The following is a 15,060-nucleotide window of genomic DNA, read 5'->3' as shown; positions in this document are numbered from 1 at the left end:
CCTGCACTCAAGTGCTGCTCTCGCCAGCCTTATCGAAGGAAAGAGCATGTAACGGCCGTTAACACAACGCGAATTCAACATGATTTGCAATCAATTACCTGAAGCATTAACCGATTCAAGTTTTTGATCCGCAACAAATCTCGAAACCCTGTGCTGTTTATCCCAACTCAACGCATGGGTTTGCCTCCAAAGCAACCCCTTCGCCTCAGCCATACGGGCCACCTGCTCACCTAGTTCCGTCAGTCGGCATTCCTTGTAGCTTTCACCTGACTTAGTCACCAATCCCTCGGAAATGATGAGGTCGATGTCTTTTGTGAAACTTTTGACATTTGCCCAGCGCTCAACCAACGACGCCCATGTCTGAGGTGACAGATAAATCTCGGATAGAGATCTTGACCCACCAAGCCGCTGCACCAAAACATCCTCTTGCGATTCGCGGAGTATTGTTTCGATCGGCTTCTCTTTTCCACTACCAGAAACTCCAAGAGAACTCGTGATGCGCTCCGCCGTTTGCGCAATAATTTTTTCAATTAGCCTCTCGGCGCTCTCACCCTCAATTTTTCGCCCGCTATATTCTTTTTCGTTTTTTTAAATACTGAGAGTAATAGCTATCCTCCTGCATTTGAGGTCGAAATTTTGTTTGCAGAAGAAATAGGGCCGCAATAAAAACCGGCACATTAGTCACAGCAGCAATTACCAGCACCGCACCCGCCCACGAGGGATTAGTAATTTTCTGGGCTGAAAATAGAAATGAAGCATTAACTAAAATTAATCCAACCAACCAAGCGGCAAGAAGTTGAATTGGCTTTGTGACTTTTTCAGGTGAAATTTGGTGCTCTGCCATACTTTCCCAGTTTGCTGATTGATTGGGGATTTTTTCGATGTAAATGTATCCGTGAAATCAGCGGCGAAGGGGAGTCTTGGCCTTTCTTCCGCTTTTGCAGCAAGGTTCACAAAGGGGGTTTCTCCATCAAGTCTCGAAGCAACCTCTTCGCCTCCGGCGTATCCCCCACCATCCACGGATCGATCGCGAACGCAATCACGCGCTCAGCGCCATAGCCGCGTGCGATCTCCATCTGCCGTCGCACGCGCTCGGGCGTCGCGGCACGCGCCTTGAAACCCTCCTCGCCCCCCGGCGCGGCGGGCAACTGCTCGAACAGCTCGACCACCAGATCGAAGGCCACGCCGCGCCGCCGCAACAGCGCGCGCAGCGGCTCGAGCCCCGCGAGGTTGTCCATGCCGCCCACGCCCACACCGTCCTGCAACATGGGCCGCAGCGGCACGCGGTCGAGGATCCGAGACCAGAGTTCCGCGAGCGAGCCCTCGGTCGGCAAGCGGCTGAAGAAGGTCGACACGGCGAGCGGCAGGCCGCCCGTGCGGCGGGCGACAGTCGCGATCCCATCGAGCCAGTCCACCAGTTGCTGTCGCCGCTCGACCGTGGCCCAGTTGTACTGGTCGATCTCGTAAGGCAGGTACCAGCCGCGAAAGCCCTGCCGCTTGGGCCACGGGGCCGATTCCATGAACCGCTGGCAGCGGTCGCGCGCGGTGGCCAGCAGTGACTGCAGCACCGCCGGGTCCTTCGAACCCATGGCCTTCCACCAGCCTTCGTCGTAGGGCAGGCCCATGCGGATGCCCATGCCTTCGCGCGCGGCCTCCTCGAACAGCATGGCGAGCAGGCCGTCGGGCGGCGCCCAGTCGAACGCGCCGCCGTACAGGGCGCTCCACTGCAGCACGATCTCGTCGCAGCCGAGTGCGCGCGTGATGCGCAGCCGGCGCCGCCATTCGTCGAGGGAGAGCGATTCATGGCTTTTCCAGGGCTGCAGGAAGCTGCCCTGGAACCTCGGCGGCGGCGCGGTGCAGGCGCTCATCAGGGCGGCCGCGGCCAGCATCAGGCAGCTGCGTCGGCGAAGCAGCGGGAGCGGCGGGGGCGCGGGGATGGGAGGCATCGGCCCACAGTATCGGCGCGTCGCCGCGCGACGCTTCGCGCCGCGGCGGCGGGCCGCGGGCGGCTGTGGTCTTCAGGACACATTTGTCCACAAAGGTCAAAAGGCATAGGAAGGTTTGCAGCGGCCCCAACCTATGATGAGAATCGTTTTCATTCTTAACAAGCTCGCCAGAGCCCGGGCACGCTGGCCCACCCGCGTCGTGCCGTCCTGTTTCCGACCTCGCCCCGCCCCCCCGCACCGGCTCGCCGGTGCCTGCCTTTTCTCGCCGATTCCTGACCGATGCCCTCGTCCGCCGCTTCCCCGTCCCGCACCGCTTCCTCTCTTCCTCCCTCTTCCCTCCGTCCCCTGGCGCGCCATTGTCTGGTCGCCTGCCTCGCTTTCGCCGCCGCGAGCGCCGCAGCCCAGGCCCCGACCGCGCCCGCGACGGGCCAGCTCGGCGAAGTCGTCGTCTCCGGTGAAGCCGAAGCCATCGGCGGCCTGCAGAAGACCTATGCCGGCGGCCAGTTCGCGCGCGGCGGCAGCCTCGGCATCCTGGGCATCACCGACCTGATGAACGTGCCGTTCAGCACCACCAACTACACGGCCGAGCTGATCCAGAACCAGCAGGCGCTGAGCGTGGCCGACGTGGTGATGAACGACGCCTCGGTGCGCCCGCTGACCTCGCGCGGCGGCTTTGGCGACGACTTCCAGATCCGCGGCTTCACCGTGCCCAACGCCGACATCGGCCTCAACGGCCTGTTCGGCCTCACGCCCACCACGCGCGTGCCGCTCGAGATGATCGAGCGCGTCGAGGTGCTCAAGGGCCCGGGCGCGCTGGCCAACGGCGTCGGCCCCAGCGGCAGCGTGGGCGGCAGCATCAACGTGGTGACCAAGCGCGCGGCCGACGCGCCGCTCACGCGCCTGACCACCACCTACATGAGCAAGGGCCAGCTCGGCACGCACCTCGACGTGGGCCGCCGCTTCGGCGACGAGAACCAGTGGGGCGTGCGCGTCAACGGCGTGTTCCGCAACGGCGAAGGCAACATCGACAACGGCAAGCAGAAGCTCGGTCTCGGCTCGCTGGGCCTCGACTACCTCGGCACGCGCCTGCGCTGGTCGCTCGACGCCTTCGCGAGCAAGGGCGAGACGCGCGAATTCCGCCCGCAGACCAGCTTCGCGGCCGGCATCACGCGCATTCCCGAACCGCCGTCGGCGCGCCTGAACTTCTACCCGGGCACCGAGCTCAACGACAACGTCAAGACCGCCATCTCGCGCGTCGAGTACGACATCAGCGACAGCACGATGGTCTACGGCAGCGTGGGCTACACCGACCTCGACTACCGTCAGGTGTTCCCCAGCGGCCGGCCCAATTCGCTGGGCAACTTCAACGTCTCGAACGCCTACTACGACTTCTACAGCAAGACCACCGCGGCCGACGCCGGCGTGCGCACGAAGTTCAAGACCGGCAGCGTGGGCCACACGGTGGCGCTCGGCGTGAACCTGCTCGACCAGGAGTCGGGCTTCTTCTACGCGACCTCGCGCACCACGAACCCGTCGAGCCTGTACTTTCCCTCTCCACTGCCGCCGGTGACCACGCCGCGCACGCCGGCGGTGAAGTCGGCCGATCTCAAGCAGTCGAGCGTGGTGCTGGCCGACACGATGTCCTTCGCCGACGGCCGCTTCCTCGCGACGCTGGGCCTGCGCGACCAGACCATCGAGCAGGAGAACTTCTCGCAGACCTCGGGCGCGTCGACCAGCCGCTACAAGGCCAGCGCGACCTCGCCGCTGGTGGGCCTGGTGTTCAAGCCGGTGCAGAACGTCTCGGTGTATGCGAACTACACGGCCGGCCTCACGCGCGGCGGCACGGCGGGCCCGGGCACGGCCAACGTCGGCGAGACCTTCGCGCCGCAGAAGTCGAAGCAGTACGAAGCCGGCGTGAAGGTCGACTGGGGCCGCCTCACGACGCAGGCCGCCGTCTACCAGATCACGCGGCCCAATGCCCTCACCGACCCGGCCACGCTGGTCTACAGCTTCGGCGGCGAGCAGCGCAACCGCGGCCTCGAGCTCACGGCCTACGGCGAGCTCCAGCAGGGCCTGCGCGTGATGGCCAGCGCGGCCTTCAACGACGCCAAGCTCACGCGCACCGCGGGCGGCACCAACCAGGGCAAGGACGCCGCCGGCGTGCCCGACCGCACCTTCAACCTGGGCCTGGACTGGGACACGCCGTGGGTGGCGGGCCTGAGCCTGAACGGCCGCGTGATCCACACGTCTTCCGTGTATGCCGACGCCGCCAACATCCTGCGCGTGCCGGGCTGGACGCGACTCGACATCGGCGCGCGCTATGCCACGAAGATGGGCGGCAAGCCCGTGACCTTCCGCGCCAACCTCGAGAACGTGTTCGACAAGAACTACTGGGTGACCAGCACCTACGTCACCGTGGGCGCGCCGCGCACGCTGATGCTGTCGGCCACCGTCGATTTCTGAACCTGAACCAAGGAGCTCTACGCATGAACCGCATCACCGCCATCGCCACCGCCGCCTTCGCCCTGCTGGGCTTCGCGGGTGCCGCGCAGGCGCACCAGATCTGGATCGAGCAGCCGGCCGGCGAGAAGACCGCCGTCGTGCGCTTCGGCGAATTCGGCGAGAACCTGCGCGAGGTCTCGCCGGGCCTGCTCGACAAGTTCGGCAAGCCCACCGCCACGCTGGTGTCGGCCAAGGGCGAGCAGAGCGTCGACGCGCAGAAGACCGCCAGCGGCTTCGCGCTGCCCTTCGGCGCCGCGGTCGGCGAGAGCATCGTGGCCGAGGACGCGGGCTATCCGCTGTTCAACCGCAAGCAGGGCGACAAGCAGACCGTCGGCCGCTACCACCCGGCCGCGCGCCTGGTCACCGGCTTCGCGCCGCTGCAGCCGAAGCTGGTGCTCGACCTCGTGCCCGCGGGCAATGCCGGCGAGTTCAAGCTGTTCTTCAAGGGCCAGCCCAAGGCCAAGACCAAGGTCGCGCTGGTCACGCAATCGGGCTGGGCCAAGGAAGGCCATACCGACGAACAGGGCCTGGTGAAGTTCGACCTGCCGTGGCAGGGCACCTACGTGGCCGAGGTCAGCGTCAGCGACGCCGTGGCCGGCGAGCGGCCCGGTGCCAACGGGCCCGAGAAGTTCGACAACGTGAGCTATGTGACGACGCTGACGTACGTGAAGGCGGACGGCATCGCGGCGCTGCCGGCGGGGCCTGCGGCGGCGCCGAACAAGTAAGTCGACGGGACCGAGGGCCCGCGGCCCTCGTGCCTCCGACCGCCAGTGCGCTCTTACGAGGTGAGCGCCAGGCGGTCGTCGTCCGCAGCCCGCGGCGAGACCTCCCTGGAGATCGCCTTGCCTACTGCCTTGGCGACGATCTTGAAGTCGTAGGTCGCCTGCATGGTGATCCAGCCCTGCGCATCGGCCTCTTCACCGCCGAAATAGCGCACCAGGCGCAGGGCCGTGTCCGGCGTGATGCCGCGACGCTCGAGCACGATGTCGTTGATGCGCGAGGCGGGCACGTGCAATGCCTTCGCCAACGCGTTCGCCGTCATGCCGAACGGCTTCAGGTAGTCCTCGCGAAGGACTTCACCCGGATGGACCGGGCGCATTCCATTTTTCATGTCGCACTCCATTGCGTAAGAACAATCAGCCAGCCCGGGCTGGTCTGATCAGTGCGGGTTGTCGATCTTCCCTGGCCTGACTCGGTCTCATAGCTCCTCGGCATTCTCCATCTCCCGCACCCACCGCCACAACGTCGACCGACTCACCCCCAGCTGTCGCGCGGTCTGCTGGCGGTTGCCGCCGTTCGCGGCCAGCAGTTCGCGCCATTGCGACTTCGCGGGCACGCCGCCCGCCTCGACCGGCGCGGCGCTCTCGTCCGCGAACAGCTCCGGGCACTCGTGCCGCAGCTCCTCCCAGCGAATCTCCTCGATGCGCTCGAACTGCATGAGGAACACGGCGATGCGCTCGCCCACGTTCTCGAGTTCGCGCACGTTGCCGGGCCAGCCGTAGGCCAGCAGGCGCGGCATCAGCGGTGCCAGCGCACGCCGCGCATCGAGCACGCCATGGCCCTGCCGCTGCAGGCAGCGCTCGACCAGCACCTGGGCCAGCAGCGCGACGTCCTCGCGCCGTTCGCGCAAGGGCGGCAGCACCAGGCGCAGCGTGTTGATGCGGTAGTAGAGGTCCTGGCGAAAGCGCCACTCGGCGATCATCTGCTGCAGCGGCTGGTGCGTGGCGGCGATCACGCGCACGTCGACGGGGATCGGCGCGGTCGCGCCCAGGCGCGTGATCTCGCGCTCCTGCAGCACGCGCAGGAGGCGCGTCTGCAGGTGCAGCGGCATGTCGCCGATCTCGTCGAGGAACAGGGTGCCGGTGTGCGCGGTCTCGAACAGGCCGCGCTTGCCACCGCGGCGCGAGCCGGTGAAGGCGCCTTCCTCGTAGCCGAACAGCTCGCTCTCGAGCAGCGCCTCGGGAAAGGCCGCGCAGTTCACCGCCACGAAGGGCCGGCCCGCGCGCGTGCTCTCGTTGTGGATCGACTGCGCAAACAGCTCCTTGCCCACGCCGCTCTCGCCCGCGATCAGCACCGTGAGGTCGTTGCGCGCGAAGCGCTGCGCGGTCTGCACGGCGCGCGCGAAAGCCGGGCTGTGGCCCACCAGGCTCGCGAAGCGGTGCCGCGCCGCGCTCTGGCGGCGGCCGTGCTGCATGCGCAGGCTGGTGTCGGCCTCCTGGATCGCGCGTGCGTCGTAGAGCGTGAGCGCGGCGCCGACGATCTCGCCGTGCTCGCGGATCGGCGTGCGGTTGACCACCCAGTCGCGCTGCGCGAAGCGCTGCACGAGGGCACGCTCCTCCAGGCCCTGGTCGAGCGTGGCCCGCAGCGACAGCTCGGGCTGCATCACCTCGAGCGAGCGGCCGAGCAGGCGCGCGGGCGCATGGCCCAGCAGCAGCTGCATCGGCGGGTTGACCGCGATGATGCGGTTGTCGCGGTCGACCGCGAGCACCGCCTCCTGCAGGTTGTGCAGCACGCCGTTGAGCTGCTCGTAGCGCCCGGCCTCGAGCCGCGCCACGCGCGCGAGCTCCATCGCATCCTCGAAGCCCTTGCGAATGCTCGCGAGCGAATAGGCCAGCAGGCCGTGCAGCCCCGCCTGCTGCGCCAGCTCGACCACCAGGCTCGAGCCCACGATCACGTCGAAGCCCTCGCGGCGCAATGACTCGAAGCGCTGGCGCGCGTCGTCGGGCGTGCGGTAGGCGTACTGGCTGACCTCGATGTTGAGCAGGTCCTTGACCTCGTCGAGCTCGGGAATGGTCTGGCCGTACATCACCACGCCCACGCGCTTGGCGATGCGTCGCGCCTTGATCAGCGCCTGCATCAGGTCGAAGCCGCCGAGCTGGATCGTCGCTACCGGCGCCTCGAGGCCGGCGCGCAGGATGCTCGCGTTCGAGCCCGCGCTCACGAAGGCATCGACCAGCCCGCGCTCGAGGCGGTCGCGCGCGATCGCGAGCGCGTCGCCGAAGGTGCCGTCGACCACCTCGATCTCGGCGCGGCCGACGTACTCGGCCACCACGGGCAGCGCGAATTCGCGGATCTGGCGGTAGCTCAGGAAGCACAGGCGCGGCAGGCCGCGGCGCGCGGGCGAGGCCGGGTCGGAGGGGAGCGGGCGTTCCATCATGCGTTGCATTGAAACATGCCAAGCGTTTCATTGATGTCGCACACGACACAGTGAAAACCCGACCCTCCGAAAAAATCTCCTTTCGCATCAACGACTTGCCTCCAGGCCCAAGCGCTGGCACATGCCGTGCAACACGAAGGTCTTTCAGGAGACACACGACTTGGCACTCGAACACATCACGGTGCTCGACCTGACGCACATGCTGTCGGGCCCCTACGGCACCATGCTGCTGGCCGACCTCGGCGCGCGCACCATCAAGGTCGAGCCGCCCGGCAGCGGCGAAGGCACCCGACGCCTGCTGGAGAACGATCCCGACTACGCGCGCGGCGGCATGGGCGCCTACTACCTCACGCTGAACCGCAACAAGGAGAGCGTCTGCGTGGACCTCAAGAGCGCCGAGGGCAAGGCCGTGTTCCTCGACCTGGTGCGCCGGGCCGACGTGGTGTTCGACAACTTCAGCGTCGGCGTCACGCAGCGCCTGGGCATCGACTTCGAATCGCTCTCGCAGGTCAACCCGCGCATCGTGACCTGCTCGGTCACGGGCTTCGGCCAGACCGGCCCCGAGACGCAGCGCCCGGCCTTCGACCAGGTGGTGCAGGCGATGGGCGGCGGCATGTCGATCACCGGCACGCCCGAGAGCGGCCCCACGCGCAGCGGCATCCCGATCGGCGACCTCGGCGGCGGCATGTTCGGCGCGATGGGCGTGCTGGCGGCGCTGGCCGAGCGCGAGCGCACAGGGCGCGGGCAGCACGTCGACATCTCGATGCTCGACGCGCAGATCTCGCTGCTCAACTACATGGCGACCATGCACCTGATGTCGGGCCACGTGCCCGCGGGCATCGGCAACGGCCACTTCGTGCACGTGCCCTACAACAGCTATCCCACGGCCGACGGCCACATCATCATCGCCTGCATCGGAGACCCCTTCTTCGAGCGTTTCGTCGAGTTCATCGACCTGCCGGAGCTGCGCGACCCGGCCTACCGGCAGCAGCCAGTGCGCTTCGCGGCCAAGGCCGAGATCGACGCGCTGATCGCCGACGAACTGCGCAAGCAGCCGACCGCGCACTGGCTCGCGCGGCTGCGCCAGGCGCGCATTCCGTGCGGGCCGGTCAACGACTTCGCGCAGGCGCTGAGCGACACGCAGGTTCTCGCGCGCGACATGGTGGTCGAGGTGCCGCTGCACACCGGCGAGACCGTGCGCATGCCGGGCAACCCGATCAAGCTCTCGGCCGCCGTGCCGCAGGCCTACGGCAGCCCGCCCTCGCTCGGCGAGCACACGCGCCGCGTGCTCGGCGACTGGGTCGGCTATTCCGACGCGAAGCTCGACGCGCTGCGCCAGGCCGGCACCATCGCCTGAAGATAACGATGGAAGCCATCCACATCACCGACGTCGCGCCGCGCGACGGCTTGCAGAACCAGCCGGTGCACCTGGGCGCCAACGACAAGCTGCGCCTGGTGCAACTGCTCGCGGCGGCCGGCGTGCGCAGCATCGAGGCCACCAGCTTCGTGTCGCCCAAGGCCGTGCCGCAGATGGCCGACGCAGCCGAGCTGCTGCCGCTGGTGCACGCGGCGCTGCCCGAGCTGCGCTGCTCCGTGCTGGTGCCCAACCTCAAGGGGCTGGAGCGCGCGCATGCGGCCGGCGCGGCCGAGATCGCGGTCGTGCTCTCAGCCACCGAGACCATGAACCAGCGCAACATCAACATGGGCCTGGCGCAGGCGACCGAGGTCAGCGAGCGCACGCTGGCCGCGGCGCAAGCGCTGGGCCTGCGCACGCGCGCCTACGTTGCCGTGGCCTTCGACTGCCCGTTCGAGGGCGAGACGCCGCTGGCCGAGGTGCTGCGCCTCGCGCGGCGCATGCAGGCCGCGGGTGCCGGCGAGATCGTGATCGCCGACACCATCGGCTCGGCCTCGCCGGGCATGGTGAAGCAACGCATGCGCGTGCTCGCCGAAGCCATCGCGCCCGAACGGCTCGCGATCCACCTGCACGACACGCGCGGCATGGCGGTCGCCAATGCCTGGGCCGCGCTCGAGGCCGGCATCCGGCGCTTCGACGCCAGCGTGGGCGGCATCGGCGGCTGCCCGTTCGCGCCCGGTGCCGCCGGCAACCTCGCCACCGAAGACCTGGTGCTGATGGCCGAGCGCAGCGGTTTTTCCACCGGCATCGCGCTCGACGGCCTGCTCGAGGCGATCGACTTTGCGCAGGAGCGGCTGCAGCGCCCGCTCGGCGGCCGCGCGATCGCCTGGCTGCGGCGCCAGCGCGAGAAGAAGAATTCATCCAACAACACATCCCCGGAGACAGCCAAGACATGACGAACCCATCGACCCCCTTCACCGCGCATCCCACCCGCCGCACGGCACTCGCCGCGCTCGCCGCCATGGCCTCGGCCGGCGCCTGGGCCCAGGCACCGGCCGCGAAATTCCCGAGCAAGCCCGTCACGCTGGTCGTGCCCTACTCCGCGGGCGGCGGCACCGACATCGTGGGCCGGCTGATGGCGCAGCGCCTGTCGGAGCTGTGGGGCCAGTCGGTGGTGGTGGACAACCGCACCGGCGCCAACGGCGTGATCGGCTCGAACTTCGTCGCGCGCGCGCCGGCCGATGGCCACACGCTGCTGCTGGTGGTGGGCTCGCACGCGGTCAACCCGGTGCTGATGAAGAGCCTGCCCTACGACACCGACAAGGCCTTCACGCCGATCACCAACATCGCGAACTCGCCCTCGGTGCTGGTGGTGCAGGCCAACGGCCCCTACAAGACGCTGCGCGACGTGATCGAGGCCGCGCGCAAGGAGCCGCTGGGCGTGGGCTACTCCGAAGGCCAGACCCGGCTGACCGGCGAGATGATCCGCCAGGCCGGCAAGCTGCAGTCCACCGGCGTGCCCTACAAGGGCGGCGCGCCGATCATGGTCGACATCATCGGCGGCCACCTGCCGATGGGCGTGACCAGCGTGCTGACCGCCTTGCCCCATGTGCGCTCGGGCGCGCTGCGCGTGGTCGGCGTGGCCGACACGCAGCGCATGGCGCTGTTCCCCGATGCCATGACCTTCAAGGAGGCCGGCCTCGACGGCGTGGAGTCGCTGAGCTGGTACGGCCTGTTCGGCCCGGCCGGCCTGCCCGCGCCGATCGTCGCGCAGATCAACCAGGACCTGAAGAAGGTGGCGGCCGACCCGGCCGTGCTCAAGCAGATGGAGGACCAGGGCGCGCACATCACGCTCACGCCGCCGGCCGAGTTCCGCAGCTTCCTCGCGGCCGAGACGAAGAAGTGGACGCTGGTCGCGCAACGCGGCGGCATCCGGGCCGAGTGACGATGGCCAGCCCCCTCCTTCGCGAGAAGCTCGAGCGCCGCGAGTTCATCGTCATCCCCGGCCTGCAGGACATGATCGCCGCCACCATGGCGGCCAAGGTCGGCTTCGACATCGTCTACGGCTCGGGCTTCTGGCTCACGGCCTCGAGCCTCGGTCTGCCCGATGCGGGCATCGCCACCTACACCCAGATGCTCGACCGCATGGCGACGCTGGTGCGCAGCAGCGGCGGCGCGGCCGTCATCGCCGATGCCGACACCGGCTACGGCGGCCTGCTCAACGTGCACCACACGGTGCGCGGCTACGAGGCGGCCGGCGTCACGGCCATCCAGCTCGAGGACCAGGAGTTTCCGAAGAAGTGCGGCCACACGCCGTTCAAGCGCTGCGTGCCGGTGCAGGACATGGTCGACAAGATCCGCGTGGCCGCCGAGGCGCGCGAGGATAAAAAGAACTTCCTGATCATCGCGCGCACCGATGCGCGCGCCGAGCTCGGCGTCGACGAGGCGCTGCGCCGGCTCGAGGCCTATGCGCGCGCGGGCGCCGACATCCTGTTCTTCGAGGCGCCGCAGTCCGAGGCCGAGATGCGCCGCGCCTGCGAGGCCTTCGAACTGCCGATGATGGCCAACATGTCCGATGGCGGGAAGACGCCGATGCTGAGCGCGCAGACGCTGCAGGAGATCGGCTTCTCGCTCGCCATCTATCCCTCGATGACCAGCCTCGTGGCCGCGGCCGCGATGGAGCGCGCACTGCGCCACCTGAAGGCGAGCGGCGCCAGCGTGGCACCGGGCGACGATCTGTTCGACTTCAACGAGTTCTGCCGGCGCATCGGCTTCGAGGAGGTCTGGGACTTCGAGAAGCGCTGGGCGCGATAGCGCCCCATCCCTACGAACAACAACGGAGACAAGAGATGAGAAATGCATGGAAGCTCGCGCTGCTCGGCATCGCGGCCGCGGCCCTGGCCGGCTGCTCGACCAGCGCGCTGCAGGTGGCCGACGTCGGCAGCTATCACGTGGGCGGACGCGCCGTCACGCTCACGGGCCTGCCCGAGAAGGAACTGGTGTTCACGCCCGGCGCGCCGCCGCTGACGTTCGACCCCAACGGCGACTTCGAGGTCGAGGGGCTCTATGCGCGCTACACGCGCCTGGCGAACCCGAAGGGCCGCTATCCGCTGCTGCTGTGGCACGGCGGCGGGCTCTCGGGCGTGACCTGGGAGACCAAGCCCGACGGCCAGCCGGGCTGGGAGAACCACTTCCTGCGCGCGGGCTGGGACGTGTACGTGAGCGACGCGGTCGAGCGCGGCCGCGCCTCGTGGGCGCGCTATCCCGAGATCTTCAAGAGCGAGCCCTTCTTCCGGCCGAAGAAGGAAGGCTGGGAGCTGTTCCGCATCGGCGAGACCGGCTCGTACGACACCGATCCCGCGAAGCGCCGCGCGCTGCCGGGCACGCAGTTCCCGGTGGCCAGCTTCGACCAGTTCGCGAAGCAGGCGATCCCGCGCTGGAGCACCAACGACGCGGCCACGCAGGCGGCCTACGACGCCTATGTGCAGAAGGCCTGCCCCTGCGTGATCGTGGTCCACAGCCAGGGCGGCAACTTCGCCTTCAATTCGGCGCTCAAGTACCCCGACAAGGTCAGGGCCATCGTCGCCGTCGAGACCTCGGGCTCGCCGAACCCCGAGACCACCGACTTCGCGCGCCTCAAGGGCGTGCCCATGCTGTGGGTGTGGGGCGACAACCTCGAGCGCTATCCGTTCTGGACGCGCATCACGGCGCAGCAGGAGAACTTCCGCCAGCGGCTGATCGCGGCCGGCGGCACCGGCGACCGGCTGCTGCTGCCCGAGCTCGGCTGGCGCGGCAATTCGCACATGCTCATGATGGACCGCAACTCCGATGCGATTGCCGAGCGCGTCGACCAGTGGCTCGCGAAGCAGGGCCTGAAGCGCTGAGCGACACGAGAACGAAACCAAGAACGAACGAAGGAGACAAGCGATGAATGCATGGAAGAACACGCTGGCGCGCCTGCTCGCGGCCGCGCTGCCGCTCGCGCTGGCCATGGGCCCCGCGGGCGCGCAGCAGGACTACCCCAACAAGCCGATCCGCCTGATCGTGCCCTTCACGCCCGGCGGCGTGACCGACACCGGCGCGCGCGTGGTGGCCGACAAGCTCGGCGCGCGCCTGGGCCAGACCGTGGTGGTCGACAACCGGCCCGGCGCCTCGGGCAACATCGGCACGCAGATGGTGGCCACCGCCGCGCCCGACGGCTACACGCTGCTGCTGGGCTTCGACGGCACGCTGGTCATCAACCCGCACGTCTATGCCAAGGTGCCGTTCGACACGCTCAAGGACTTCGTGCCGGTCAGCAAGATCGGCGACGCGGTGCTGATCATCGTCGTGCATCCTTCGGTGCCCGCGAAGACGCTGTCCGAGCTGGTGGCCTATTCCAAGACCAACCCGGGCGGCGTGTCCTACGGCAGCGCGGGCACCGGCAGCACGCCGCACCTGGCCGGCGAACTGCTCAAGGCCCGCACCGGCGCGAACTTCGTGCACGTGCCCTACAAGGGCGGCGGCCAGTCGATGACCGACGTGGTGGGCGGCTCGCTGCCGATGCTCTACACCGCGGTGGCCGGTGCCTATCCCTTCGTGCAGAAGGGCCAGATCCGGCCGATCGCCGTGTCGAGCGCGCAGCGGCTGGCCTCGCTGCCCGAGGTGCCCACGGTCGCCGAATCGGGCGTGCCGGGCTTCGAGTCGAGCTCGTGGATCGGCATCCTCGCGCCCGCGAAGACGCCGCAGCCCATCGTCGAGCGGCTGCAGCGCGAGCTGCATGCGGTGGTGCAGTCGCCCGAGGTGCGCGAGCGGCTCGCGTCGCTCGGCATCTCGGCGCTGGGCAACACGCCCGCGGAGTTCGGCCAGCAGATCCGCGCCGACCTCGCCAAGTACGACCAGATCGTGAAGGCGGCCAAGATCCGGGTCGACTGAAACCAGGCATGGGGCGCGCCACCGCACAATGCGCGGGCACGCATCCTCGTGCGACCGCCGCCGCCCCATGAACCCGATCGAGATCCGCGCCCTGCCCGCGCATGCCCTGCTCGCCCGCTACGAGGGCACGGGCGCCTACACCGACTGCCATGCGCTCGCCGTCGACGGCCGCGTGCCGCTGGCCAGCTACATCGAGGCCTTCTACACCTCGCCCATGTTCAAGCCCGAGCGCTGGCTGCTCGGGGTTGCGCTCGGACGGCGCGCGAACGACGCCGATGCGGCCGCGCTGGCCGCGGGCCATGTCGAGACCTTCTCGGCCTGGCGCGTCGAGGCGCGCGCCGACGACCAGATCGTGCTGGCGACCGGGCGCACGCGCAGCTGGCTCATGGTGGCGCCGCGCGCGGACGGTGCCGCGCCGCAGACCACGCTGTTCTTCGGCTCGGCCGTCCTGCCGCGCGCGCGGGGCGGGCTCGGATGGACGGTCGATGCGCTGACGGGCTTCCACCAGCTCTATTCCCGCGTGCTGCTGCGCGCCGCCGCGAAGCGCCTCGCAGCTATGTCAAGTACCGGATCACCAGCCGCGTCACCTCGTCGGTGAAGGCCTTCACCTTGCGGTTCGCGAGCAGCGCGGGGTTGTGCAGCACGGCCTCGTGCGCGAGCGTCTCGACGGACGCGACGCAGACGAAGGCCGCGAGATCGAGGTCGAGCGCGCGCAGCTCGCCGCGGTGGGCCTCGAGGTAGGCCCGCACCAGTTCGAGCACCTCGCGGTCGAAGCCCTCCACCTCCGCCAGCCGGCCGATGCGCGGAATCTGTTCGACCAGCACGCGGTGCAGCTCGGGATCGACGCGGTGCGCGTCGATCATCAGCGCGACCAGTTCGCGCACGCCCTGCTCGAGCGGCATGCCCGCGACCCGCACCAGCGCGCGGCGCAGCACTTCCATCATGTCGTTCTTGTGCCGCTCGATGACCGCGGCCACCAGCGCCTCCTTGGTCGGGAAGTACTGGTAGAGCGAGCCGATGCTGGCGCCGGCCTCGGCCGCGATGCGGTTGGTGCTCGCGCGCTCGAAGCCCTCGCGCACCAGAACGCGAGCAGTGGCCTCGATCAGTGCGTCGACGGTCGCGCGCGAACGCTCCTGCGAGGCCTTCTTTCTCGGGTGGACGACGGGTGCACGGGCCATGGCGTTCCT

At 68.5% G+C, this 15,060-nt stretch carries 15 protein-coding genes; 9 read left to right on the top strand and 6 right to left on the bottom strand.

Translation table 11 applies throughout. The annotated features are described in order from the left end of the window. Positions 1–90: 90 nt before the first annotated feature. The 3 genes from INQ48_40840 to INQ48_40830 form a co-directional block, all read right to left on the bottom strand. Positions 91–348, bottom strand: a complete 258-nt coding sequence (locus tag INQ48_40840; GenBank protein ID QRF61713.1) for a hypothetical protein — start codon at positions 346–348, stop codon at positions 91–93. 220 nt (positions 349–568) lie between these two features. After that, positions 569–844, bottom strand: a complete 276-nt coding sequence (locus INQ48_40835; protein QRF61712.1) for a hypothetical protein — start codon at positions 842–844, stop codon at positions 569–571. Between the two features lie 106 nt (positions 845–950). Next, positions 951–1,946 carry a DUF4434 domain-containing protein gene (locus INQ48_40830; protein QRF61711.1) on the bottom strand — a complete coding sequence of 332 codons (996 nt, stop codon included), beginning with the start codon at positions 1,944–1,946 and terminating at the stop codon, positions 951–953. Between the two features lie 279 nt (positions 1,947–2,225). On the opposite strand from INQ48_40830, the gene INQ48_40825 reads away from it, so the two are divergent. Both INQ48_40825 and INQ48_40820 read left to right on the top strand, forming a co-directional pair. Beyond that, positions 2,226–4,409 (top strand): TonB-dependent siderophore receptor, encoded by a 2,184-nt coding sequence (locus INQ48_40825; protein QRF61710.1) that lies wholly within the window; start codon positions 2,226–2,228, stop codon positions 4,407–4,409. 23 nt (positions 4,410–4,432) lie between these two features. Beyond that, positions 4,433–5,173 carry a cobalt ABC transporter substrate-binding protein gene (locus tag INQ48_40820; GenBank protein ID QRF61709.1) on the top strand — a complete coding sequence of 247 codons (741 nt, stop codon included), beginning with the start codon at positions 4,433–4,435 and terminating at the stop codon, positions 5,171–5,173. A gap of 53 nt (positions 5,174–5,226) precedes the next feature. Here the strand turns inward: INQ48_40820 and INQ48_40815 are convergent, their stop codons facing one another. Both INQ48_40815 and prpR read right to left on the bottom strand, forming a co-directional pair. Beyond that, the gene (locus INQ48_40815; GenBank protein QRF61708.1) at positions 5,227–5,559 is read right to left on the bottom strand and encodes a HigA family addiction module antidote protein; all 333 of its coding nucleotides are present in this window, start codon (positions 5,557–5,559) and stop codon (positions 5,227–5,229) included. 87 nt (positions 5,560–5,646) lie between these two features. Beyond that, positions 5,647–7,605 carry a propionate catabolism operon regulatory protein PrpR gene (gene prpR / locus INQ48_40810; protein ID QRF61707.1) on the bottom strand — a complete coding sequence of 653 codons (1,959 nt, stop codon included), beginning with the start codon at positions 7,603–7,605 and terminating at the stop codon, positions 5,647–5,649. Between the two features lie 160 nt (positions 7,606–7,765). Between prpR and INQ48_40805 the strand changes: the two genes are divergently transcribed. The 7 genes from INQ48_40805 (at position 7,766) to INQ48_40775 (ending at position 14,471) form a co-directional block, all read left to right on the top strand. Next, complete coding sequence (locus INQ48_40805) at positions 7,766–8,962, top strand: CoA transferase (GenBank protein ID QRF61706.1); 1,197 nt, start codon at positions 7,766–7,768, stop codon at positions 8,960–8,962. A gap of 8 nt (positions 8,963–8,970) precedes the next feature. Then, entirely contained in the window at positions 8,971–9,915 is a 945-nt protein-coding gene (locus INQ48_40800) for a hydroxymethylglutaryl-CoA lyase (protein QRF61705.1), read from the top strand. Further along, positions 9,912–10,904 carry a tripartite tricarboxylate transporter substrate binding protein gene (locus INQ48_40795; protein ID QRF61704.1) on the top strand — a complete coding sequence of 331 codons (993 nt, stop codon included), beginning with the start codon at positions 9,912–9,914 and terminating at the stop codon, positions 10,902–10,904. The genes INQ48_40800 and INQ48_40795 overlap by 4 nt, the downstream gene beginning before the upstream one ends. A 2-nt stretch (positions 10,905–10,906) precedes the next feature. Then, on the top strand, positions 10,907–11,773 hold the full coding sequence (locus INQ48_40790; GenBank protein ID QRF61703.1) for an isocitrate lyase/PEP mutase family protein: 867 nt from the start codon (positions 10,907–10,909) through the stop codon (positions 11,771–11,773). Between the two features lie 35 nt (positions 11,774–11,808). Next, the gene (locus INQ48_40785; protein ID QRF61702.1) at positions 11,809–12,843 is read left to right on the top strand and encodes an alpha/beta fold hydrolase; all 1,035 of its coding nucleotides are present in this window, start codon (positions 11,809–11,811) and stop codon (positions 12,841–12,843) included. A gap of 43 nt (positions 12,844–12,886) precedes the next feature. Continuing rightward, positions 12,887–13,873, top strand: a complete 987-nt coding sequence (locus tag INQ48_40780) for a tripartite tricarboxylate transporter substrate binding protein (GenBank protein ID QRF61701.1) — start codon at positions 12,887–12,889, stop codon at positions 13,871–13,873. A gap of 67 nt (positions 13,874–13,940) precedes the next feature. Further along, on the top strand, positions 13,941–14,471 hold the full coding sequence (locus tag INQ48_40775; GenBank protein QRF61700.1) for a hypothetical protein: 531 nt from the start codon (positions 13,941–13,943) through the stop codon (positions 14,469–14,471). Here the strand turns inward: INQ48_40775 and INQ48_40770 are convergent. Continuing rightward, entirely contained in the window at positions 14,428–15,051 is a 624-nt protein-coding gene (locus INQ48_40770; protein QRF61699.1) for a TetR family transcriptional regulator, read from the bottom strand. The genes INQ48_40775 and INQ48_40770 overlap by 44 nt on opposite strands. Positions 15,052–15,060: the final 9 nt, after the last annotated feature.

The organism is Variovorax paradoxus, assembly GCA_016806145.1.
Taxonomy (GTDB): domain Bacteria; phylum Pseudomonadota; class Gammaproteobacteria; order Burkholderiales; family Burkholderiaceae_C; genus Variovorax.
Note: the sequence above shows the minus strand (reverse complement) of the source record. Positions and strands in the feature narration are given on the sequence as shown.